General features: G+C 61.2%; 16 protein-coding genes. 9 read left to right on the forward strand and 7 right to left on the reverse strand.

Annotated features, from left to right (window positions below):
- Positions 1 to 265 precede the first annotated feature (265 nt).
- Complete coding sequence (locus tag OHL16_RS13655) at positions 266 to 1018, reverse strand: SDR family oxidoreductase (protein WP_263367724.1); 753 nt, start codon at positions 1016 to 1018, stop codon at positions 266 to 268.
- Between the two features lie 287 nt (positions 1019 to 1305).
- On the opposite strand from OHL16_RS13655, the gene OHL16_RS13660 reads away from it, so the two are divergent.
- Positions 1306 to 1977, forward strand: coding sequence for a peroxiredoxin-like family protein (locus OHL16_RS13660; protein ID WP_263367725.1), 672 nt, complete (start codon positions 1306 to 1308; stop codon positions 1975 to 1977).
- A gap of 23 nt (positions 1978 to 2000) precedes the next feature.
- On the forward strand, positions 2001 to 3146 hold the full coding sequence (locus tag OHL16_RS13665) for an alkene reductase (protein ID WP_263367726.1): 1146 nt from the start codon (positions 2001 to 2003) through the stop codon (positions 3144 to 3146).
- A gap of 248 nt (positions 3147 to 3394) precedes the next feature.
- Here the strand turns inward: OHL16_RS13665 and OHL16_RS13670 are convergent, their stop codons facing one another.
- The 3 genes from OHL16_RS13670 to OHL16_RS13680 are packed head-to-tail and all read right to left on the reverse strand — an operon-like array spanning position 3395 to position 11441.
- Positions 3395 to 6739, reverse strand: a complete 3345-nt coding sequence (locus tag OHL16_RS13670) for an efflux RND transporter permease subunit (protein ID WP_317891063.1) — start codon at positions 6737 to 6739, stop codon at positions 3395 to 3397.
- The gene (locus tag OHL16_RS13675) at positions 6739 to 9912 is read right to left on the reverse strand and encodes a multidrug efflux RND transporter permease subunit (RefSeq protein ID WP_263367727.1); all 3174 of its coding nucleotides are present in this window, start codon (positions 9910 to 9912) and stop codon (positions 6739 to 6741) included. The genes OHL16_RS13670 and OHL16_RS13675 overlap by 1 nt, the downstream gene beginning before the upstream one ends.
- Complete coding sequence (locus OHL16_RS13680) at positions 9909 to 11441, reverse strand: efflux RND transporter periplasmic adaptor subunit (protein WP_263367728.1); 1533 nt, start codon at positions 11439 to 11441, stop codon at positions 9909 to 9911. The genes OHL16_RS13675 and OHL16_RS13680 overlap by 4 nt, the downstream gene beginning before the upstream one ends.
- Before the next feature lie 281 nt (positions 11442 to 11722).
- Between OHL16_RS13680 and OHL16_RS13685 the strand changes: the two genes are divergently transcribed.
- Both OHL16_RS13685 and pheS read left to right on the forward strand, forming a co-directional pair.
- Positions 11723 to 13219, forward strand: a complete 1497-nt coding sequence (locus OHL16_RS13685; RefSeq protein ID WP_263367729.1) for a UbiA family prenyltransferase — start codon at positions 11723 to 11725, stop codon at positions 13217 to 13219.
- A gap of 102 nt (positions 13220 to 13321) precedes the next feature.
- Positions 13322 to 14437, forward strand: coding sequence for a phenylalanine--tRNA ligase subunit alpha (gene pheS, locus OHL16_RS13690; protein WP_263367730.1), 1116 nt, complete (start codon positions 13322 to 13324; stop codon positions 14435 to 14437).
- 37 nt (positions 14438 to 14474) lie between these two features.
- Here the strand turns inward: pheS and OHL16_RS13695 are convergent, their stop codons facing one another.
- From OHL16_RS13695 to OHL16_RS13705, 3 genes are all read right to left on the reverse strand, one after another.
- On the reverse strand, positions 14475 to 15194 hold the full coding sequence (locus tag OHL16_RS13695) for a bestrophin-like domain (RefSeq protein ID WP_263367731.1): 720 nt from the start codon (positions 15192 to 15194) through the stop codon (positions 14475 to 14477).
- Positions 15195 to 15251: 57 nt separating this feature from the next.
- The gene (locus tag OHL16_RS13700; RefSeq protein WP_263367732.1) at positions 15252 to 15605 is read right to left on the reverse strand and encodes a phage holin family protein; all 354 of its coding nucleotides are present in this window, start codon (positions 15603 to 15605) and stop codon (positions 15252 to 15254) included.
- A gap of 134 nt (positions 15606 to 15739) precedes the next feature.
- The gene (locus OHL16_RS13705; protein WP_263367733.1) at positions 15740 to 16231 is read right to left on the reverse strand and encodes a nuclear transport factor 2 family protein; all 492 of its coding nucleotides are present in this window, start codon (positions 16229 to 16231) and stop codon (positions 15740 to 15742) included.
- A gap of 147 nt (positions 16232 to 16378) precedes the next feature.
- Between OHL16_RS13705 and pheT the strand changes: the two genes are divergently transcribed.
- The 5 genes from pheT to OHL16_RS13730 all read left to right on the forward strand — a co-directional run bounded on the left by pheT (position 16379) and on the right by OHL16_RS13730 (position 21280).
- Positions 16379 to 18544, forward strand: a complete 2166-nt coding sequence (gene pheT, locus OHL16_RS13710) for a phenylalanine--tRNA ligase subunit beta (protein WP_263367734.1) — start codon at positions 16379 to 16381, stop codon at positions 18542 to 18544.
- 179 nt (positions 18545 to 18723) lie between these two features.
- A complete protein-coding gene (locus OHL16_RS13715) occupies positions 18724 to 18981 on the forward strand; it encodes a hypothetical protein (RefSeq protein WP_263367735.1) in 258 nt (85 codons plus the stop codon).
- A 22-nt stretch (positions 18982 to 19003) separates the two neighbouring features.
- Positions 19004 to 19363 (forward strand): cell division protein ZapA, encoded by a 360-nt coding sequence (locus OHL16_RS13720; RefSeq protein WP_263367736.1) that lies wholly within the window; start codon positions 19004 to 19006, stop codon positions 19361 to 19363.
- 162 nt (positions 19364 to 19525) lie between these two features.
- A complete protein-coding gene (locus OHL16_RS13725) occupies positions 19526 to 20581 on the forward strand; it encodes a TlpA family protein disulfide reductase (protein WP_263367737.1) in 1056 nt (351 codons plus the stop codon).
- A 63-nt stretch (positions 20582 to 20644) separates the two neighbouring features.
- Positions 20645 to 21280 (forward strand): FMN-binding negative transcriptional regulator, encoded by a 636-nt coding sequence (locus OHL16_RS13730; protein WP_263367738.1) that lies wholly within the window; start codon positions 20645 to 20647, stop codon positions 21278 to 21280.
- The last annotated feature ends 303 nt before the right edge of the window (positions 21281 to 21583 follow it).

Genomic DNA, 21583 nt, shown 5'->3' on the forward strand with positions numbered 1-21583 from the left:
TCGAGTGCCGCCTCTCGCGGAAAGTAAAAGAGCAGCCCTGACACCCGCTTCGATCACCACCGACACGCAACCATTGCCGGACGACACACATCCGGCAGTGGCCCAACGATGCGGGTGCAGTACAGGTGCGGGTACCCCAGAGCCTTCCTTGAGCGTGCCGAAGGGTCTCGATTCTCGAGACCCGGGTTTCGCACGATGCCAATGCTAAAGAAGTTCACCATAAGGAAGAGCACGCGTCATGAAACGCGCGCTCTTCCTTCTTAACTTAGATTTGAGCAACTCCGCCATCGACAAATAACTCGATCCCTGAGACATAGCTGGCTTCATCCGAAGCCAGGAAAGAAACAGCCTTGGCGATCTCGTCCGGGTCTCCCATGCGGCCCAGCGGCACGCTCTTGGCGAGATCTTCTTTCATCTTCGCGAGCGCATCCCCCTGCTGCCAGCCCTCGAAGATCGGAGTATCGATATGGCCAGGGCTGATCGTGTTTACGCGAATTCGGCGCTCACGGAGTTCGTTCGTCCATGTGCGCGCAAAGGAGCGGACGGCCGCCTTGGTGGCGCTGTAAACGCTGATGCTTGGAAAGCCTTTGATCGTTGCAATCGATCCGTTCAGAATGATCGACCCGCCATCTTTCAGCAAGGGAAGCGCCTTCTGCACTGTGAAAAAGAGCCCCTTCACGTTCGCGTTGAAGTGCAGATCGAAGAACTTCTCCTCTACAGTGCCGAACGGCGCAAGTTGGGCGATCCCGGCATTCGCAAAGATCACGTCAATCTTCCGGTTCTGTTTTTGGACTGCTTCGTACAGGCGGTCAAGATCGCTCAGGTTCGCAACATCTCCCTGTACTGCTGTGACATTCTTTCCGATCTCGGCAACAGCGGCATCCAGCGCGTCCTTGCGGCGGCCCGTAATAAAGACTTGATCCATGCCTTCTTGAACGAAGCGCTTTGCGGTTGCAAGCCCCATGCCAGTCGACGCGCCTGTGATCACCGCAACCTTCCCTGCAAATTTGTTAGACATATCCAAATTCCTTTCTCAGGTGAACCATGATTGATCGCCTGTCTATGGAGTAGATAACGGCGCCATTGATTCGATGCGTCGCAAGATTTGATCACGCTGATCGCGGATAGCTATCACCATGGCAGCAGCCACCGCACATTCCTCAATCTGGATTGATCGCTATTACTTATCAGATTGATATCAACTTGCTATGGATCGTATCAGTTCTTCACGAATCTAGTGCTATACCGCAGCAAAATGTGCGAAGGCACTGAGCTGAAATGCAACCTCTATCAGCAGGAGCAAGGATGACGACCTCGAAGATGCAGACAACAACCGAGCTAGATGAAGCGCGCGGCTATTACCGCAACCAGGTAATCCCACCCGAGAAGCTCAAGATAATGGATAGGGCCACCGAGGAACTGATAGCAAGCGGCACCAAAGCTGCTGCTCTCAAAGAGGGCGACCGTGTGGATGATTTCATCCTCGGAGATGCCCACGGTAAGCCAGTTCGGCTTCAAAGCCTTCTGGACGCCGGACCAGTCGTGATCTCTTTCTACCGTGGTGGCTGGTGCCCTTATTGCAACATCGAGTTGCGCGGCCTGCAACGCGTCCTGCCGGAAATCAAGGCGCTTGGAGCATCACTCGTGGCGATATCGCCGCAGCTTCCAGACAATTCACTTTCCACCGAGGAAAAGAACCATCTGGCGTTCCCGGTGTTGAGCGATGTGGGGAATGATGTTGCCCGCCGGTTCGGTATCGTCTACAGACTGCCTGACGACCTTCTGGAAACGTACACGGCATTCAATCACGGACTCGCCGATATGAACGGAGAAGAAGGCGGAACAGAACTCCCGATACCAGCCACCTATGTGCTGGACCGTACAGGCATGATCCGTCTGGCGTTCATCGAGGAAGACTACACAAAGCGGCTTGATCCGCAAGCCATCCTTGAAGCCTTGCGCGGTCTAGTTGGCTAATCGCGGCATATCTGGAGAGACAAATGACGACCAAGAAGCTAATGACCTCCCTGGTTTTGGGACCATATACATTGCGCAATCGCATTCTGATGGCGCCTTTGACGCGTACACGCGCTGGTGACCGCAATGTCCCCCGCGAGATGAACATCGAATACTACCGGCAGCGTGCAACCGCCGGTCTAATCATCAGCGAGGCGACTCCCGTTTCACCATTTGGGCATGGATACCGGGGAACACCCGGTATCCACACCAAAGAGCAGCGAGATGCGTGGAAGCGCATCACTGACGCTGTTCACGAGCAGGGCGGCCTCATCTTCCAGCAGCTCTGGCACGTCGGGCGAATCTCCCATCAGGATTTGCAACCTGGCGGAGTACTTCCCGTTTCTGCTTCAGCGATTCGACCGGAAGGCAGCGCCTTAACTCATGACGGCCTCAAGCCGCATCCCACACCGCGCGCTCTACGCTCTGACGAAATTGCTGGCGTCATTGAAGAGTTCCGGCACGGTGCTCAGCTCTCAATGGAAGCTGGGTTCGATGGCGTTGAGGTGCATGGAGCAAACGGCTATTTGCCGGACCAGTTCCTCAATAGTGGTTCTAATAACCGGACGGACGATTGGGGTGGATCCATCGAGAATCGTGCGCGTTTCCTCCTCGAGGTTACGGATGCTGTCGTCAGCGTGTGGGGAGCCGATCGCGTCGGCTTCCGGCTCTCGCCTGCGAACCGCCACGGAGATATTGACGACGCGAACCGCTGGGAGACCTATGCCTACGCAGTGCGCGAACTGAACCAACGGCATCTTGCATACATTCATCTTGTCAGCCCAAGAGTAGACGGCGCTCACGACGCAGAAACGACGATGGACCTCGGCCCGGAACGTTTTCGCCCCTTGATCACGGGGAACACGCGTCTTATTGTGGCCGGAGGATACAAACCTGCAGATGCCGAGTCCCTTGTAAATCGCGGGATCGCAGATGCTGTCGCCTTTGGAAGATTATTCATATCAAATCCTGATCTTCCAAAGCGGATCGAGTTGGACGCTCCGCTCAACGCGTACGATCGTAAGACCTTCTACGCGCAAGGCGTAGAAGGATATCTCGACTATCCGATGCTTGATACGGCTCAACCCGGGTTTTCCACAGAAATCCTGTCAAGCCCCCAAACCGCATAACCACAACAAAACAAACCACATCGCCGTGGCAGAGCAGTTTCACGCAATCCGATAAAATAGAACCAGGCAAAAACAGGAAAGCCCCGGCAAACCGGGGCTTTCGCTTCTTAAGCCCATAACCCATTTCTTTTGAAGATCTTGATGTCTAACCCCTTTGAATAGAATATTTTACACCACAAGTCCAAACCTAAAGCCAATGCAATGAATACTTTGCGCAAAATACCGGGGGAGGGGGTACCCCTCGAATCTCAATCCCCTGTCACCGGCTGCGGAGCCGCCGGTGACCGCTTCTGTCCGGCCACCTGCTTCGCCATGCGAAGCCGCAGCCGGTCGAAGAACAGGTACACCACCGGAGTCGTGAACAGCGTCAGGCACTGCGAGACGATCAGGCCGCCGACGATCGTGATTCCCAGCGGCCTCCGCAGTTCGCTTCCCGTGCCTGTTCCGAACGCCAGCGGAACGCCGCCCAGCAGCGCCGCCATCGTCGTCATCATGATCGGGCGGAAGCGCAGCAGGCAGGCCTGGTAGATCGCCTCCTGCGGAGTCTTGCCCTCCAGCCGCTCGGCCGCCAGCGCAAAGTCGATCATCATGATCGCGTTCTTCTTCACAATGCCGATCAGCAGGATGATGCCGATCATCGCGATCACGCTGAGGTCGATCTTGAACAGCAGCAGCGCCACAATCGCGCCGACACCGGCCGACGGAAGCGTAGACAAAATCGTCAGCGGATGGATGAAGCTCTCGTATAGCATGCCCAGCACGATGTAGACCGTAACGAGCGCCAGCAGAATCAGCATCGGCTCGCTCGAGAGCGACGACTGAAACGCCTGCGCTGTGCCCGCGAAGCCACCATGAATCGTCGAAGGCATGCCGATGTTAACCCGCGCGTTCTCAATAGCCTCCGTCGCCTGGCTCAACGAGGCGCCCGGCGTCAGGTTGAAGCTCAGCGTCGCCGCCGGCGACTGCGCCTGGTGGTTCACCGTCAGCGGAATCCGCTGCTGCTCGAAGTGAGTGACCGCCGACAGCGGAACCATCGCGCCCGTCGTGCTCTTGATGTAGATGTTCTTCAGCGAGTCCGGATCACGCTGGTACTGCGGCGCCACCTCCATCACCACGTGGTACTGGTTCAGCGGCCTGTACGTCGTCGAGACCTGCCTCTGTCCAAACGCGTCCGACAACGTCGCGTCGATCGACAGCGGCGACACGCCCAGACGGCTCGCCGTATCGCGGTCGATCACCAGTTGCGCCCGCAACCCCTGGTCCTGCTGGTCGGTCGCGATGTCCTTCAGCTCGGGCAGCTTCTCCATCGCCGCCATCAGCTTCGGCGCCCACACGTCGAGGTCTGTCAGGTTCTCCGCAGTCAACGAGTACTGGTACTGCGTCGCTGACATTCGTGCGCCGATGCGCAGCTCCTGGAAGGCCTGCAGATACAGCGTCGCGCCCGGAATCCCGGCTGTCTTCGGGCGCAGACGGTTGATGATCACGTCAGCGGAATCACCGGTCTTCTGCCGCTCCGCATCCGGCTTCAGCGCGATGAACACATTGCCCGAGTTGCTGCCGCCGCCGCCCGGACCGCCGCCGCCTACAAACGCCATCACGTTCTGCACGCCCGGATCCTGCTGCACGATCGCCGCCAGTTGGACGACCTTCTGCTTCATCGCATCGAACGAGACATCCTGCTGCCCGCGAATCAGCCCGCCGATACGCCCCGTGTCCTGCTGCGGGAAGAAGCCCTTTGGAACCAGAATGTACAGGTAGATGTTCAGCGCAAAGGTCAGAATCGTAATCGTCAGCACCAGGCCCTGATGACCAAGCACCCAGCGCAGACCGTGCTCGTACTCTGCCGTCAGCCAGGCGAGCCCCTTCTCGCCCCAGCGGTAGAAGCGCCCATGCTTCTTCGTCCCATGCGGCTGGATAAACTTCGCGCTCAGCATCGGCGTCGTCGTCAGAGAGACCACGAGCGAGACCATGATCGCAACCGACAACGTCACCGCGAACTCGCGGAACAGCCTGCCCACGATTCCACCCATCAGCAGGATCGGGATGAACACGGCGATCAGCGAAGTGCTCATTGACAGCACCGTGAAGCCGATCTCCTTCGACCCCACCATCGCCGCCTTGAACGGCGACAGGCCGCTCTCCAGATGCCGGCTGATGTTTTCGATTACGACAATCGCATCGTCGACGACGAATCCAGTGGAGATTGTCAGCGCCATCAGCGAGAGATTGTCCAGCGAGTACCCGAGCAGGTACATGACCCCGAAGGTGCCCAGCAGGCTCAGCGGAACCGAGACGCTCGGAATCAGCGTCGTCCGTATCTCCCGCAGGAAGACGAAGACCACCATGATCACCAGCAGGATCGAGATGATCAGCGTCCGCGTCACATCCTTCACTGAGGCGCGAATCGTCGTCGTCCGGTCCAGCACGACACTGAGCTGAATCGCCGGCGGAATCGTGGCCTGCAGCGTCGGCAGCAGTGCCAGAACATTGTCGACCGTCTTGATCACATTCGCAGTCGAGGTCTTGAAGACGACGACCAGAACCGCCGGCTTGCCATTGAAAGTGCCACCGGTATGGATGTCCTCGACGCTGTCGGTTACCTCGGCAACGTCCTGGATTCGCACGACTCCACGGGCTGCCGCTGCAGGGCTCGCGCTGCTGGTCGCCGACGAGGAACTGGACGAACTGGAGGCTGAAGTCGCAGAGCTGACCGCACTCTGCAGCGACGTCGGCAATCCACTGCTCGCGGCGGCAGAGCTCACCGGCCCACGGTTCGTCGCAACGATCAGAGGAGCGTACGCCGCGGAGCCAAACAACTGATCGGTCGTGTTGACACTCCAGCGCCGGGTTGAATCCTGCAAATAACCCTTCGGCTTGTTTACGTTCACCGTGCCGATCGCAGCACGCAGCGCCTCAAGGCCAACTCCATAGCTCGCAAGCAGTGTTGGATTCGCCTCGACGCGCACCGCGGGCTTCGCGCTGCCTCCGCAGAACGTCTGTCCCACGCCGTCCACCTGCGCGATCTTCTGCGCCAGAATACTGTCGCAGGCGTCGTAGAGCTGCGGCACCGAGAGCGTGTCCGACGTCAGCGCCAGAATCACAATCGGCGAATCCGCCGGATTGATCTTCCTGTACCCGGGGTTCTGGGGCAGGTTCGACGGCAACTGGCTGCGCGCTGCATTGATCGCCGCCTGAACATCGCGCGCCGCGCCATCCACATCTCGGCTCAAGTCAAACTGCAGCGTGATCGAGCCGTTCCCCAGCCCCGAGGACGACGTCATCTCATTGACGCCCGCAATCCTCGAGAACTGCCGCTCCAGCGGAGTCACAATCGCGGACGCCACCGTCTCCGGATCCGCTCCCGGAAGTCCAGCGCCGACAGAGATCACCGGATACTCTATCTGCGGAAGGCTCGCTACCGGAAGCAGCTTGTAGGCGACGCAGCCCGCCAGAATGATCGCCACCGACAGCAGCATCGTCGCCACGGGACGCTTGATGAACGGCGCCGAGAAATGCACCCCGTCTAAGTCAGGGCGATTCTCCGCGTCCTTCCGCGCCACGGCGAGATCGTGATTCTCTTCGTGATCAGCCATCAGTCCGCACCCACTGCCTCATGTTCATGCCGACGGAACTCCCGATCTGCCTCCTTCGTATGCAGATATCTCCTTCCAATACGGTCAAAGAACAGGTAGACGACCGGCGTTGTAAACAGCGTCAGCACCTGCGACACGATCAGTCCGCCGACGATTGCGATTCCCAGAGGCCGCCTCAACTCGCTGCCCGTGCCGGTGCCCATCGCCAGCGGCAGGCCGCCAAGCAGCGCGGCCATCGTCGTCATCATGATCGGGCGGAAACGCAGCAGGCAGGCCTGGTAGATCGCCTCCTCCGGCTCCATGTTGTGCACACGCTCGGCCTCAAGCGCGAAGTCGATCATCATGATCGCGTTCTTCTTCACGATGCCGATCAGCAGGATGATGCCGATCAGCGCAATGACGCTCAGGTTGATATGGAAAAGCAGCAGCGCCAGAATCGCGCCGACACCGGCCGACGGCAGCGTGGAAAGAATCGTGATCGGGTGGATGTAGCTCTCGTACAGCACACCCAGAACGATGTAGACGACGATCAGCGCCGCGAGAATCAGAATCGGCTCGTTGGTCAGCGAAGCCTCGAAGGCCCGCGCCGTGCCCTGGAACGACGCATTCACGCTCGCCGGAAGATTCAGTTCATCCTTCGCCCTGTTGACCGCCTCCACTGCGTCGCCAATCGACTTGCCCGGAGCCAGGTTGAACGAGAGCGTCACCACCGGAAATTGTCCCTGGTGGTTGATTGCAAGCGCCGTCTGCCTCTCCTCGAAGTGCGTAAACGTCGATAGCGGAACCTGCATCCCGTTCGAGCTCTTCACGTAGATGTTGTCCAGCGAAGTCGGATTGAGCTGGAACTTCGGAGCTACCTCCAGCACCACGTGGTACTGGTTCAACTGCGTAAAGATCGTGGAGACCTGCCGCTGTCCGAACGCATCGTCCAGCGTGTCGTCGATATTCTGCGGCGTGATTCCCAGCCGCGACGCCGTGTCGCGGTCGATTACCAGTTGCGCCTCCAGCCCGCTCAACTGCTGGTCGCTGGCCACATCCGTCAGTTCCGGAAGTTGCCTCAGCTTTTCGAGCATCTGGTTCGTCGCCGAGGCCAGCTCCTCGGAGTTCGCATCTTCGAGCGAGTACTGATACTGCGTCCGGCTCACGCGATCGTCCACCGTCAGGTCCTGCAGCGGCTGCAGGAAGCACTGAATACCCTCCACCTGCGCCAGCCTCGGCCCCAGCCGTTGAATCACGTCGGTCGCCGAGTTCGTCCTCTGCTCGCGGTCCTTCAGGTTGATCTGAATGCGCCCGCTGTTCAGCGTCGAGTTAGTGCCGTCGACTCCGATAAACGACGAGACGCTCTCCACATCTGGGTCCTGCAGAATTACCTTGGCCAGAGTCTGCTGGCGCGCGCTCATCGCCTGGAAGCTGATGGTCTGCGGAGCCTCTGTGATTCCCAGCAGCACGCCGGTGTCCTGCACCGGGAAGAAGCCCTTCGGCACGACGATGTAGAGGTACACCGTCAGCAGGAATGTGGCCAGCGTTACCAACAGGGTCAGGGTCTGGTGACGCAGCACCCACTTCACACCGACGCCATACTTCGCAATCACGTAGTCGAAGAACACTTCGCTCTTGTGATAAAAGGCGTTCTGCTCGCTCTCCGGCTTGTGCTTCAGCAGTTTCGCGCACATCATCGGCGTCAGCGTCAGCGAAACCACTGCCGAGACCAGAATCGTCACCGCCAGCGTCACCGCGAACTCGCGGAAGAGACGCCCGACGATATCGCCCATGAACAGCAGGGGAATGAGCACAGCGATCAGCGACACGGTCAGCGAGAGAATCGTGAACCCGATCTGCTGCGATCCCTTCAGCGCGGCTTCCAGCGGCGAGTCGCCATCCTCGAGATACCGCGAGATGTTCTCGATCATCACGATCGCGTCGTCCACGACGAAGCCGGTCGAGATCGTCAGCGCCATCAGGCTCAGGTTGTTCAGGCTGTAGCCCAGCAGGTACATCACCCCGAAGGTGCCTACAATCGACAGAGGCACCGCCACCGAGGGAATGATGGTCGCCGAAAACGAGCGCAGGAACAGGAAGATCACCATCACGACCAGCGCAATCGTCAGCATCAGCGAGAACTGCACGTCCTTCACCGAGGCGCGGATCGTATTCGTGCGGTCGGTCAGCACCTGCACCGTTACGCTCGTGGGCAGCGTCGTGCGGAGCTGCGGCAGCAGCTTCTGCACTTCGTCCACGACACCGATGATGTTGGCGCCCGGCTGCCGCTGGATGTTGACGATCACCGCCGGCTTCAGCTCGATATCGCGCGCCGGCTGGTCCTTCGTCGCAGGAGTCGCTGCGGTTCCCATCCACGCGGCCTGGTACAGGTTCTCCGCGCTGTCGACGGCGTTCGCCACGTCCGACAGCCGCACCGGCGATCCGTTGTGGTACGCGATGATCACCTTCGCGTAGTCCGCGCTCGAGAGCAACTGGTCGTTCGCTCCGATCGTGTACGACTGCCTCGCGCCGTTCAGGTTGCCCTTCGCCTGGTCCACGTTCGCCGTGCCCAGCGCAGAACGCAGGTCTTCAAGGCTGAGCCCGTAGTTGGCCATCGCCGTCGGGTTCGCCTGAATTCGCACCGCCGGCTTCTGTCCGCCGTTAATCGACACCAGGCCCACGCCGGAGAGTTGCGAGATCTTCTGCGCCAGCACCGTATCGGCCAGGTCCTCTACCTTCGATAGCGGCAGCGAGTCGCTGGTCAGCGCCAGCGTGAGAATCGGCGCATCGGCCGGATTCACTTTGCTGTACACCGGAGGATTCGGCAGGTCCTGCGGCAGATAGCTGTACGCGGCATTGATGGCTGCCTGCACGTCCTGCTGCGCGACGTCGATCGACTCGGACAGCGTGAACTGCAGTGTAATCACGCTGCCGCCGCCTGAGCTCGTTGAGGTCATCTGGCTCAGCCCGGGGATCTGCCCGAACTGCCGCTCCAGAGGGGCCGTCACCGAGGACGCCATCACCTCCGGGCTTGCTCCCGGATAGAACGTCACCACCTGAATCGTCGGGTAGTCGACCTCAGGCAGCGCCGAGACCGGCAGCTGCAGATACGCCACCCAGCCCGCAAGCAAAATGGCCACCATCAGGAGCGAGGTGGCCACTGGGCGCAGAATAAATGGCCGCGAAGGGCTCATGGATGCTGACCTCCCGCGTTTGTGTTCTGGCCATGCTGCCCATGCTGGTGCTCCCCACCCTTGCCCTGCCCAATCACATTGGGGGTCATATCCGTCCCGCCGTCTGTGGCATTGGTTCCCTGCGCTCTTGGACCACCCGGCCTCATCGCCTGACGTGGGCTCACGCGGCTGCCGTTCCTCAGCTTCTCCTGGCCATCTACAACAACCTGATCCCCAGGGTTGACCCCGCCGCCCAGAATCGTCTGGACTCCCTCTGTCAGATCCACCTTCACGGTCTGCGCCACGGCGTAGAAGTGCGGTTGGTTCTGCTGGCCTGCACCCGAGGCGGTTCCGGATGCTGGAGCTGCACCTCCAGGCTTGCTTCCCGGATGCACTCGGCCACCGCCGGGCAGGCCGTGCGGGCCGGTATCACCCTGCAGGCTCGCCGGAGGATCGCCCGGCTTCACCAAAAAGACAAAGTTGCCCTGCGAACCCGACTGGATCGCCGCCGAGGGAACCACAATCGCGTTCGGCCTCTGCTGCAGGATCAGACGTACGTTCACGAACTGGTTCGGGAACAGCGCTCCATCCTTGTTGTCGAAGATGGCCTTCACCTTCACAGTGCCCGTCGTCGTGTCGATCTGGTTGTCCACCGTCAGAACGCTTCCGCTGGCAAGATGCGTCGCTCCGGAGCGGTCATACGCCTCGACGTTGAGCTTCTTGCCGCCCTTCATCAGATCAAGCACCTCAGGCAGATTGTCCTCAGGCAGCGTGAAGATCACCGTAATCGGCTGAAGCTGCGTCACCACCAGCAATCCGTTCGTGTCCGAAGCATGAACTATATTGCCCGGATCAACCTGCCGTAGCCCGACCACCCCATCGATCGGCGAGGTGATCTTCGTGTACTGCAGATTCACCCGCGCAGCCTGAATCGCCGCCTTATCGGCTTCGATCGAGCCCTGGGCCTGTCCCGACGACGAGATCTGCGCCTGCTCGCTCTCCTGGGAGACCACACCGGCCCGATAGAGCGCTGTGTACCTCGCCGCCTCGGCCTGCGCGTTCACCGCGTTGGCCTGGTCCTTCACCAGCTGTCCCTGGGCCTGCGCAAGCACGGCTTGATAGGGAGCCGGATCGATCTCGGCCAGCAACTGGCCCTTCCGCACCTTCTCGCCTTCACGAACCGCCACCTGGACCAGTTGCCCATCCACGCGGGACTTGATCGTCACCGTGTAATACGCCGTCACGGTGCCCAGCTCCGTCAGGTAGATTGGCATCGCCTTCTGCTGCACCGTCGAAACCTGCACAGGAACCGGGCGGTCGGCTGCCGCCTGCGACCTCTGATTGTCGGCATTCTGCTGCTGCGTGTTCTGCCGGATCTTCCACACGGCCACCCCGACCACCAGCAGGATCACCAGAGCGACGATCCACTTCTTCAGGCCTGAGCCCTTAGGCCTCTCCGGTTCAGGCACGGCTCTCTGCGGGGCAGTCGCAGGGAGAACTGGGCTGGTCTCTTGTTCGGTAATCTGGGCTGACGACATTGGCGCGTTCACCGTGCTCTCAAAATGAATTGGACTGATGCTGTTGAACCAAGGATATAAATCCAGGACTAGTCAAATTGCTCGACCTGCGTTGCGTCTCGAACTCAGCAACATGGTCGAAGTTTTTTCAATTCAGAGGGTTCTTCGGAAACCTCAGAATAACTGATAATGACGTTGGCCGCCTCGTGAAGGTTTCGCCCTGAACTCCGCCCTGGCCTGATATCTGTTCGTAACTCCAGTTGGCAGTGCGGTAATCGCTCTTCTTTCATTATTCTCAACAGAAGGATCATCATTTGCCCGCCACTGCCACCGAATCCGGTATCTCCGCCCTTCCGGCCCTCTGCGTCGACCTGGACGGCACTTTAGTCAAATCCGATACCCTCGTTGACTCGGTCCTCTCGCTCGCCCGCCACCATCCGACCGAGCTACTCAAGGTCCCAGGCTGGCTCCTCGAAGGCAAGGCGGCTTTTAAGCGCCATCTCGCCGGCGCTGTCTCCTTAGATGCCGCCCACCTGCCCTACAACCGCGAACTCCTGCAGTTTCTGGAGCAGGAGCACTCCACCGGCCGCCCCCTCTACCTGGCCACCGCGGCCGACCTCGGGATCGCCCGCCGCGTCGCCGAGCATCTCGGCATCTTCTCTGGAGTCCTTGCCTCCGACGGAGTCGTTAACCTCTCTGGACACAACAAGCTGGCCGTCTTCCGCGAGCACTTCGGCGACAACTTCTCCTACATCGGCAACGCCACGCCCGACCTCCCGCTCCTGGAGGCCTGCCGCGAGCCAATGGTGGCCAACCCCACCGCCGGCCTTCGCTCCGGGCTCCGCCGCGCCCGCATCACCCCCGTCCGCAGCTTCACCGAGCGAGTCTCGCCCATCAAGGCCTGGCTTAAAGCCATCCGGATCCACCAGTGGGCCAAGAACGTCCTCATCTTCCTGCCGCTTCTCCTCGCTCATGCCCTGCCCCTCGGCCTTGTCACCGGAACAATCCTGGCCTTCTTTTCCTTCGGCCTCTGCGCATCGGCCACCTACATCGTCAACGACCTCCTCGACCTCGACGCCGACCGCCAGCATCCCCGTAAGCGCCGCCGCCCCTTCGCCTCCGGAGATCTCTCCGCTGTCACAGGACTCGGAGTCATCCTCCTCTTCCTCGTCCTGTCGATCACACTCGCTGTCCTGCTCCCGGCGGTGGTCGCCCGGCTCTCACCGGATCGCGCCCTCGTCCGCCCCTACCACTTCCTCGCGTGGCTCGGAATCTACGCCGTCACCACGCTCGCCTACTCGCTCCGCCTCAAGCGAGCCGTCCTCGTGGATGTCATCGTCCTCTCCGGCCTCTACACCATCCGCATCATCGCCGGCTCCGCCGCAACGGGAGTCCCCGTCTCCACCTGGCTCGCGAGCTTCAGCATCTTCTTCTTCCTCTCGCTGGCCTTCGTCAAGCGCTTCGCCGAGCTCGAAAACCTCCGCGAGCGCGGCGGCTCTATCGCCAAGGGCCGCGGCTACCACATCTCCGACGTCGAGCAGCTCCGCAGCTTCGGCTCGGCCTCGGGATACGCCTCGGTCGTCGTCCTCACCCTCTATATCTCGAACCTCAACGCCGACGCCGCCCAGCTCTACAACCACATCAACCGTCTCTGGCTGCTCGTCCCCGTCATGCTTCTCTGGCTCAGCCGCCTGTGGCTGCAGGCCTCGCGCGGCGAACTCGATGAAGACCCCGTCGTCTACGCCATCACCGACCGCCGCAGCCTACTGCTAGGGCTGCTTGTGATTGCCGTCGTCCTCTCCGCGCTCTGACCTTATCCGTCTTCACCAAGTAGAAGAGTGTCATCCTGAGCGGAGCGCAGCGGAGTCGAAGGGACCTGCGGTTGTCTTTTGCATTTATCCTTATCTCTGGCCATGACCGACACCATCCCCACGCTTTCCAGCTACGACGAGACCGCCCTCGAAGCCGCCTTCGCCACTCTCGCCGAAGAGGTCCGCACCTCTGCCGCCGCCCTCACCACACCCGAGGCGCAGGAGAACTTCCGCCTCCACTGGCTGGGCCGCAAGCAAGGCCGCCTCAAGCTCATCTCCGACGCCTGGCTTAAGTCCGCGCCGCCCGAAGCCCGCAAGCCCCTCGGCATTCGCTTCAACCAGCTCAAGCAGCAAATCGAGCAGGCCCTCGAAGCCCCGGCAGCACCTATCGCAGCGCCGAAAGTGCAGGCCCTGGACATCACCCTACCCGGCGTCATCCGCACCCCCGGCATCGCCCACCCCCTGCTCAGCACCATGCATGAGATCGTGCGCGTCTTCCATCATCTCGGCTACAGCACCAACCTCGGCCCGCAGGTCGAGAGCGACTTCTACAACTTCGAAGCCCTCAACTTCCCACAGGACCACCCCGCGCGCGACACCCAGGACACACTCCAGATCGCCAATCAGCACGCGAAGCCCTCGCGCGACCGCCTGCTGATGCGCACCCACACCTCGCCCGTGCAGATCCGCACCATGATCGCGCAGGCCCCGCCCATCCGCATCGTCATCCCCGGCAAGGTCCACCGCAATGACGCCGCGGACGCCACCCACTCGCCCATCTTTCACCAGATCGAAGGCCTCTGCGTCGACACCAACATCACCTTCTCCGACCTCAAGGGCACGCTCGACCACGCCATGAAGGCCCTCTTCGGCTCGGCCGTGAAGACGCGCTTCTTCCCCAGCTTCTTCCCCTTCACCGAACCCTCAGCCGACGTGCAGATCAGTTGCATCTTCTGCGGAGGCTCCGGCTGCCGCAAGTGCAAACACTCCGGCTGGATCGAGCTCCTGGGCTGCGGCATGGTCGACCCGCACGTCTTCGCTTCCGTCACTGAAGAACGCCGCAAGATCGATCCTGCTGATGACGCCTACAACCCGGAGAAGATCACAGGCTTCGCCTTCGGCATGGGAGTCGAGCGCATCGCCATGATGCTCCACGGCGTCTCCGACATAGGCCACTTCTACTCCGGAGACATGCGGTTTCTCGAACAGTTCGCATAACGCCCAGTTCGCATCACAGTGAGTTCTCCTGGGTCCGCTACTTCAGGCTATTCTGCAGAGCATCCAGATTCTGCGGACGCACTCGAATCGCCCCGCCCCTCGGGCTATCGATATCCGCAATCAGGAAAAATGAGAGCGCAATCACCAGCGGCAGGATCATAAGCAACTTCGCCTCTGACCGCCGCACCCCAAAGCCCACCAGCGCATTGCTGAACAGGCCCATTCCGAACATCAGGCACCATGCCGCCACAGGGATTTTGTTCCACCAGGCCGCTTGCGTATATCCCTGCGAGTTCAGCACGTCGTTCATCCCCGCAGCAGCCAGGGAACGACCAACTGTAGGCTGCGCATTCGTCGGCCCCGCGACGCCTGCCCACAGTTGGCTCTGCAACCTCTCCGTGTCTGCGTTGATCTGCCGCAGTTCGTCGGCGTGTCGCGTTACATACCACCGTATTCGCAGGTCCGTATACTGCCGCAGCATCGTCCGCACCTGCGATGCTTCTGGCTCGGGCAGCAGGTCCGCGCGGACATACTCTGTCCCGATCGCGTTCGCCTCCGCCTCCTCATAGTTCTTGCGCAAGTCATATCGTGCCGTCGCCATCGAATAACTGAACCCGATGATCAGGCCAAGTAGGGTCAACGTCGCTCCCTGCACAAGGGTAAAGTCCGCCTTGAGGGCCTCCGTCAGGGCCTCTCGCCCCTCGCTCATCCGGCTGCCCAGTCGCGCAGCCAGCCAGAGAAGCAAAATTGAAATCACGAATATCACCAGTGGATATTTCAGTATGTGGAGCACTGGCATCCCCTCCTCTGATATCTAACTAGGCTTATTTGGCCACTTCAGGAACCCAAATAGCAGATGGAGGATCGCCAGCGCCAACGCGCCCAGGAAAGCCGCTTTAAACGTCGTCACCGAGAATCCCGGCACAAACTTGCTCGAGAACCAGAGAATCACCGCATTGATCACGAGAAAGAAAAGCCCGAACGAAAGTATCCCCAGCGGGAGCGTGATGAACTTCAGCAGCAGCCCCAGCGTCGCATTCAGCAGCCCGATCACGATCACCGCAATCAGCGCCGAGACGAAGTTGCTGACATTGAAGCCCTGGACAAAGTGCGAAACCACCAGCAGAGCCAAGGCATTCAGAATCCAGTGCAGAAGCATGCGAACCATAGCCAGTCCTCGTGAGCTTTAGAATTGAGCACCCAACTCTCGTGCACACGAGCATACCCGACGTCACCACAGCCAACCATCAAAACTTTTTGCCGCTGACTCCTGACCCGCGACTCCCTGACTTCCTCGCTACATCACTTCGCCGTTTCGTGGTCGTAGCTGATCACCCGCGCAATCTTCCACGCACCATCCTTGTACTGCCACAGGTGAACAAACTTCGCCTCGCCGACTGTGTCGTGCTCCTGTCCTGGATGCGTAAAGCGATGGACCCCGATCTCCACCGCTCCATAGCCCTTCATGTAGTAGACCTTGAGCGACTCTGGAACCAGCTCGCGGTGGGTCTTGCCGCAGATGTTCTGCCTGATGCTCTCGGACAGCGCCTTATTGCCGAGCGTCACTCCGCCCTGGTCGTGGTAGAACTCCACGTCCTCGGCGATGAGTGAGCTGAACTTCTCGAGATTGCACGTGTTGTAGGCATCGAAGAGCTTGGCATCAAGCATCGTAATCGCGCGGTCCAGCTCCTGCTGGTTGTGTATATTGTCCAGCGACGGAACCGCCTGGGCATCGGCCCGGCCGATCGAGCCCGCGAGCAGGACAAACGGTAGCAGAGCAGAGAACCTCTTCATGAGCATCACCTTTCTTGACTGGAAAAAGGAACGACACACCCCGATACGCAGCGAGCGATGGAAATGTTCGCCCAAAAAATCCGGATCGCCTGCCGCCGGCGCCTCTCCCCGCCGCCTTCGCATTGTTTAGACTAGGAACGTCCACTCATGAAGATCCTCACTCACTGGCTGCGCCACTACCTTCCTACCCTTTCCGTCACCGACCGGCAGCTCGCCGACGACCTCACCCTCCGCGGCATAGCCGTCGAAGGCGTGCATCCCCTGGGCGATAGCAACGGCTCACTCTTCGAGATGGACATCACCACCAACCGCGTCGACGCCATGAACCACTACGGCGTCGCCCGCGAGGCCGCCACAATCTACGGTCTCCCCCTCGAGCCGCTCCACCCGAAGCTCCCCGTCGGCACGCTCGTTGATGCTCCCTTCCCCGTCCGCATCGCGCCCGAGGCCAGGGGCCTCTGCGGCCGCTTCACCGCGCAGGTCCTCAGCGACGTCACCATCGCGCCCTCGACCGGCCTCGTCGCCGAGTACTTCAACCTTCTCGGCCAGAAGCAGATCTCGAACGCTGTCGATGCCTCGAACTTCACCCTCATGGGCATGGGCCACCCCACGCACGCCTTCGACCTCGACAAGATCGAGGGTGGCATCGTCGTCCGCCTCGCCCGCAAAGGGGAAAAGCTCCGGCTTCTCGACGGAACCGAGCGCACGCTCGAGGCTGACGATCTGGTAGTCGCCGACGAGAAGAAAGCCCTCGCCCTCGCCGGAGTCATGGGAGGCTGGGACTCCATGATCACCGCCGAGACGAAGAACGTCCTCGTCGAAGCCGCATGGTTCGACCCCGTCTCCGTGCGCCGCAGCTCGCGCCGCCATCTTCTCCACACCGACGCCAGCCACCGCTTCGAGCGCGGGGCCGACATCAACGCCGCGCCCATCGCCAACGCACTCGTCTGCCAGCTCATCCTCCAGGCCGGCGGCAAGCTCGAAGGCGAGCTCGTCGACGTCATCGACCCCGACGTCGCCGCCCGCACCGCCAACCGCCCAGCCATTGAGCTTCACGTCAGCCAGGTCAAGCGCCATCTCGGAGCGACCATCGCCCCCGAAGGCATCACCAGCGAGATCATCTCGCGCTTCCTCAGCTCGCTCGGCTGCCAGATGCTGCTCCACGGCCTTGACGTCTACCTCGTGCAGCTCCCGAGCTGGCGTCTCGACCTCGAGCGTGAGATCGACCTCGTCGAAGAGGTCGCCCGCGTCTACGGCTACAACCGCTTTGCCAACACGCTTCCCGCGCCGCTCCCCGTCACCGACTACCCCGAGGCTCGCGCCGAGCACGCCGTCCGCACTCGCCTCCTCGAGCTCGGCTACAGCGAAGCCATCTCCAGCAGCTTCGCCTCCCAGTCCGACAGCGACCTCTTCGCGAACACCTGCAAAGGCACCGTCGCCATGGAGAACCCCCTCTCCGAAGAGGCCTCGCTGCTGCGCCCGTCCCTCGTCCCCGGCATGACCACCATGCTCTCCCACAACCTCAACCGCGACGTGCGCGAGGTTCGCCTCTTCGAGCAGGGCCAGATCTTCACCGGCAACACCGAAGCCGTCACCGAGACCCCGCAGCTCTCCCTCGGCGTCACCACCGCGCCGACACAGCGAACGCCGCTCTACCCCGCGCAGGACGCCCCCATCTTCGAGCTCAAGGGAGCCATCGAATCGCTCCTCTCTCTCTTCGATCTCCCAGCAGAAAATGACCCGCCATCTCTCGCTACGGGAGAAGATGTGTCATCCCAACCGGAGGCAGCGTCTACCGCTGCCGTAGCGGTGGGGTCCGCTGTTTCCTTCACCTCCGAGGCCCCTGCCTGGCTCGAGCCCGGCCGCTCCGCCACGGCGCTCCTCAACAGCAAACCCATCGCATGGTTCGGCGAGCTCTCGCAGTCCCAGACACAGCAGCGCAAGCTCCGCCAGCCCGTCTATCTCGCGCAGATCGACCTCGCGCGCCTCTACGAGCTGCCGCTTCGCCGCGCCATCTCCCGTGAGCTCTCCCGCTTCCAGGGCGTCGAGCGCGACTTCTCCTTTGTCTTCCCGGACGCCGTGCAGTGGCACACCATCGCCGCCGCCCTCGACTCGCTCGCCTTCCCCGAGCTGCAGAGCCGCAAGCCGGTCGAGGTCTGGCGCGATCCGAAGAAGTCCCCTGGCGTTTACTCGCTGCTGCTGCGCTGCGTCTTCCAGTCCTTCGACCGCACTCTGCGCGACGAAGAGCTCACCTCCTGGTCAACCAGCATCATTGAAACCCTCACCAAGCTCGGCGGCACACTGCGAGCCTGAGGCTTTCTCTGTCTGCCACCCGTAGCGCAGCGCCGCGACCTTCGCGCTAACCTCTGCGTTCTTCGCGTTTGCCGTTGCTGTTGCTTCTGCCGTTGCAAAAAGGGGCACCCAGAAAGGTTCCCCTCGTACAAATAAATCCACGCCCATCGCATCTATACTTCTTCATAGGAGTAGCAGAAATGAGCACAGCCACCATCAGCGTCGACGAATTTCAGGCCCTCGAACAGAAGGTTCTCCGCGCAGTCGAGATCGTCAAGAAGGAACGCGAGGCCCGCGCCAAAGCCGAAGCCGAGATTGTGCAGCTTCGCGAACAGCTCGAGTTCCAGACGCTCGTAGCTACAGAGGCCCAGACCGCCGTCAACACCCTTACCAAGGAGCGCGACAACGTGCGCGGCCGCGTCGAAAAGATGCTCCAGCAGATGGACGACCTGCTCTAAAAATTCACTCTCAGGAGCCACGATGGACAACACACTGACCGCACCCCAGGCCGACACCCAGCCGCAGGAGAGCCAGTCCATCGCCGTCGAGATCTACGACCAGGTCTACCATCTCCGCGGAACCGACCCCGCCTACATCCAGCAGCTCGCGCAGATCGTCGACGCCAAGATGAGCGCCGTCTCCGCGCACGGCAACACCGTCGATTCCCTCCGCGTCGCCGTCCTCGCCGCCCTCAACATCGCCGACGAGCTCCAGAGTCTGCGCGACCGCTACGAAAGCCTCGCAGGCTCGCTCTCGATCTCGCAGGTAACCATGCGCTCCCGCGCCGGTTCCCTCGCAGGCCTCCTCGACGAGGTCCTCGAAGACCGCAAGGTCGGCTGAAAGCACTCCTACCTACCGCGATATAGACGCCGTATCCCGACCGAAGGCGGCGCCTCCGCCGCCGAAGTGGAGGGACCTGCTTTTTCCCTTTGACGCCGCAGCGCCTTCCTGTAAAAGAACTTCAGAATCAGAACATTCTGCGCTATAGGTTCCTAGGCTCCCATGAACCCTTTTGTCTCTCTGCCTGCCCGCCTCCTATCTGCAATCCTCTTTGCATCGGCCGCCGCACAGCTCCTCGCACAGCCTGCTACGCAGGACCCCGCCGTTCTCTCCGCGCTCCACGAGTCCGCCGACTTCCATCAGCGCGGCCAGCTAACCTCGGCGCTCGACAGCGCCCGCAAGGCCCTTAAGCTCGCTAAAGGGAGCTGCGCGGAGTGCCAGCGCCAGATCGTCGCTCTTCAGATCGAGATGGACCGGCCTCATGACGCCGCCGCCTCCGCTGCCGCCTGGGCCTCTCACGCCGCCACTCCCACCGAGAAGGCCGCCGCCGAGTACCTGCAGGCCCGCGCGCTCGTTCTCGAAGACCACGAGAAGCACAGTGACTCGCTCCTCCAGCGTGCCGATCAGGCCCTCAAGCAGGCCGCCGTCGATAACCCCTCTGACCCCGCCACTCATCTGCTCGAAGGCCGCGTCCTCGCCGCTCTCAAGCGCGACTCTGACGCAAAGGCGCAGTTTGCCGCCTGCCTGACAACGCCCGGAGCCACGCCGCTGCAATGCCGCCGCGCCAGCGCCTACGCCCAGAACATCGCCCTCACCACGAACGACGAGGCCCCCGAGTTCACTATCCGCCGAGCCGATGGAACCGCCGTAACTCTTGATTCGCTCGCCGGCGAGGTCGTGCTCATCGACTTCTGGGCCACATGGTGCGGCCCCTGCTCCCGCGACCTCGACTACGTCCAATCCATCGCCGAGGAGTTCCAGCACGACAACTTCGTCCTTCTCGGCATCAGCACCGACGAGAACGAGGCGAAGTGGAAGAGCCACGTCGCCGAGAACCGCATGATCGGCATCCAGGTCCGCGACGGCAACCATGCCGTCAACGATCTCTTCCACGTCAACGGAATCCCCACCTACCTCATCTTGGACGGTAACGGCATCATCCGCTTCCGCACCACCGGCGCACTCAAGGACCTCCGCACCAAGGTCCGCGAAGTGCTCAAAGAGTCCGCCCCGACTCCCTCCACAACGCAATCCGTCGTCAGGACTGCTGGAAACTAACTACTCCGCTCGCACGCTAAACTTTACGTAGCCGGCAAGCGAGCCAGCGCGAGAGGGCACCGAGTGTACATTCCCAAATTCAATGAAGAGACCCGCCTTGACGTTCTTCACGGCCTCATCGAATCGCAGCCGCTCGCGACCCTCGTCACCATGAGCGCCTCCGGCCTCTTCGCCACGCATCTCCCCATGGTGCTCGACCGCAGCACCACGCCCTACGGCACGCTGCGTTGCCACATCTCGCGCGCGAACACGCAGTGGCGCGACCTCACGCCGTCCATCGACGCGCTCGCCATCTTCTCCGGCACACAGCACTACATCACTCCCTCCTGGTATCCCGAAAAGGCTGAGCACGCCAGGGTCGTTCCCACATGGAACTACGCCACTGTCCACGCCTACGGCCCAATCACCATCATCGAAGACCCTGCGTGGCTCCTCGCACATCTCAACGCGCTCACCACGCAGCATGAAGCCAGCTTCTCCGCTCCGTGGAAGGTCGCTGACGCGCCCGCCGACTACATCGCCTCGCAGGTCAAAGGCATCGTCGGGATTGAGCTTCCCATCCGCCGAATCGAGGGGAAATGGAAGGTCAGCCAGAACAAGTCCGAGCGAACGCGCTCTGCGATCGAACGCGGACTCGAAGACCTCAACACTCCCGAGAGCCTCGCCATGCGCGACCTCGTCAACGGCAAGCGCCCGTGAATCCAGAACCAGTATCGCGAACTCCACTCCCCGTCAACTTGCAAAGCCAGTCACCGGCAGGTAGCATCCACTCAAGAGACCGGCCTGCAAAGCAGGTGACGCGATCCACGCTGGTTGAACCAACATTCATTGAACAGGGGCCTGGTTCGTACATATGGTTCGGTGTGCAGTGTCCGCCAGTCCGGAATGCCTAAAGAACCACGGCTAGGTCCCACCGTCTTAGGGCGGGTTCACCAGCGCTTCGTTGCACGGCCCAGTGGGTCGGTCCTCTTACACTAGCCGTGGCATCTCCGCTGCGCCAAA

The organism is Edaphobacter bradus, assembly GCF_025685645.1.
Classification (GTDB): domain Bacteria; phylum Acidobacteriota; class Terriglobia; order Terriglobales; family Acidobacteriaceae; genus Edaphobacter; species Edaphobacter bradus.

Coding starts and splice junctions, on each gene's coding strand:
- OHL16_RS13670 (WP_317891063.1), bottom strand. CDS start 6,739: ATGGCTGATCACGAAGAGAATCACGATCTCGCCGTGGCGCGGAAGGAC.
- OHL16_RS13655 (WP_263367724.1), bottom strand. CDS start 1,018: ATGTCTAACAAATTTGCAGGGAAGGTTGCGGTGATCACAGGCGCGTCG.
- OHL16_RS13665 (WP_263367726.1), top strand. CDS start 2,001: ATGACGACCAAGAAGCTAATGACCTCCCTGGTTTTGGGACCATATACA.
- OHL16_RS13720 (WP_263367736.1), top strand. CDS start 19,004: ATGGACAACACACTGACCGCACCCCAGGCCGACACCCAGCCGCAGGAG.
- OHL16_RS13715 (WP_263367735.1), top strand. CDS start 18,724: ATGAGCACAGCCACCATCAGCGTCGACGAATTTCAGGCCCTCGAACAG.
- OHL16_RS13660 (WP_263367725.1), top strand. CDS start 1,306: ATGACGACCTCGAAGATGCAGACAACAACCGAGCTAGATGAAGCGCGC.
- OHL16_RS13705 (WP_263367733.1), bottom strand. CDS start 16,231: ATGAAGAGGTTCTCTGCTCTGCTACCGTTTGTCCTGCTCGCGGGCTCG.
- OHL16_RS13700 (WP_263367732.1), bottom strand. CDS start 15,605: ATGGTTCGCATGCTTCTGCACTGGATTCTGAATGCCTTGGCTCTGCTG.
- OHL16_RS13725 (WP_263367737.1), top strand. CDS start 19,526: ATGAACCCTTTTGTCTCTCTGCCTGCCCGCCTCCTATCTGCAATCCTC.
- OHL16_RS13675 (WP_263367727.1), bottom strand. CDS start 9,912: ATGAGCCCTTCGCGGCCATTTATTCTGCGCCCAGTGGCCACCTCGCTC.
- pheS (WP_263367730.1), top strand. CDS start 13,322: ATGACCGACACCATCCCCACGCTTTCCAGCTACGACGAGACCGCCCTC.
- pheT (WP_263367734.1), top strand. CDS start 16,379: ATGAAGATCCTCACTCACTGGCTGCGCCACTACCTTCCTACCCTTTCC.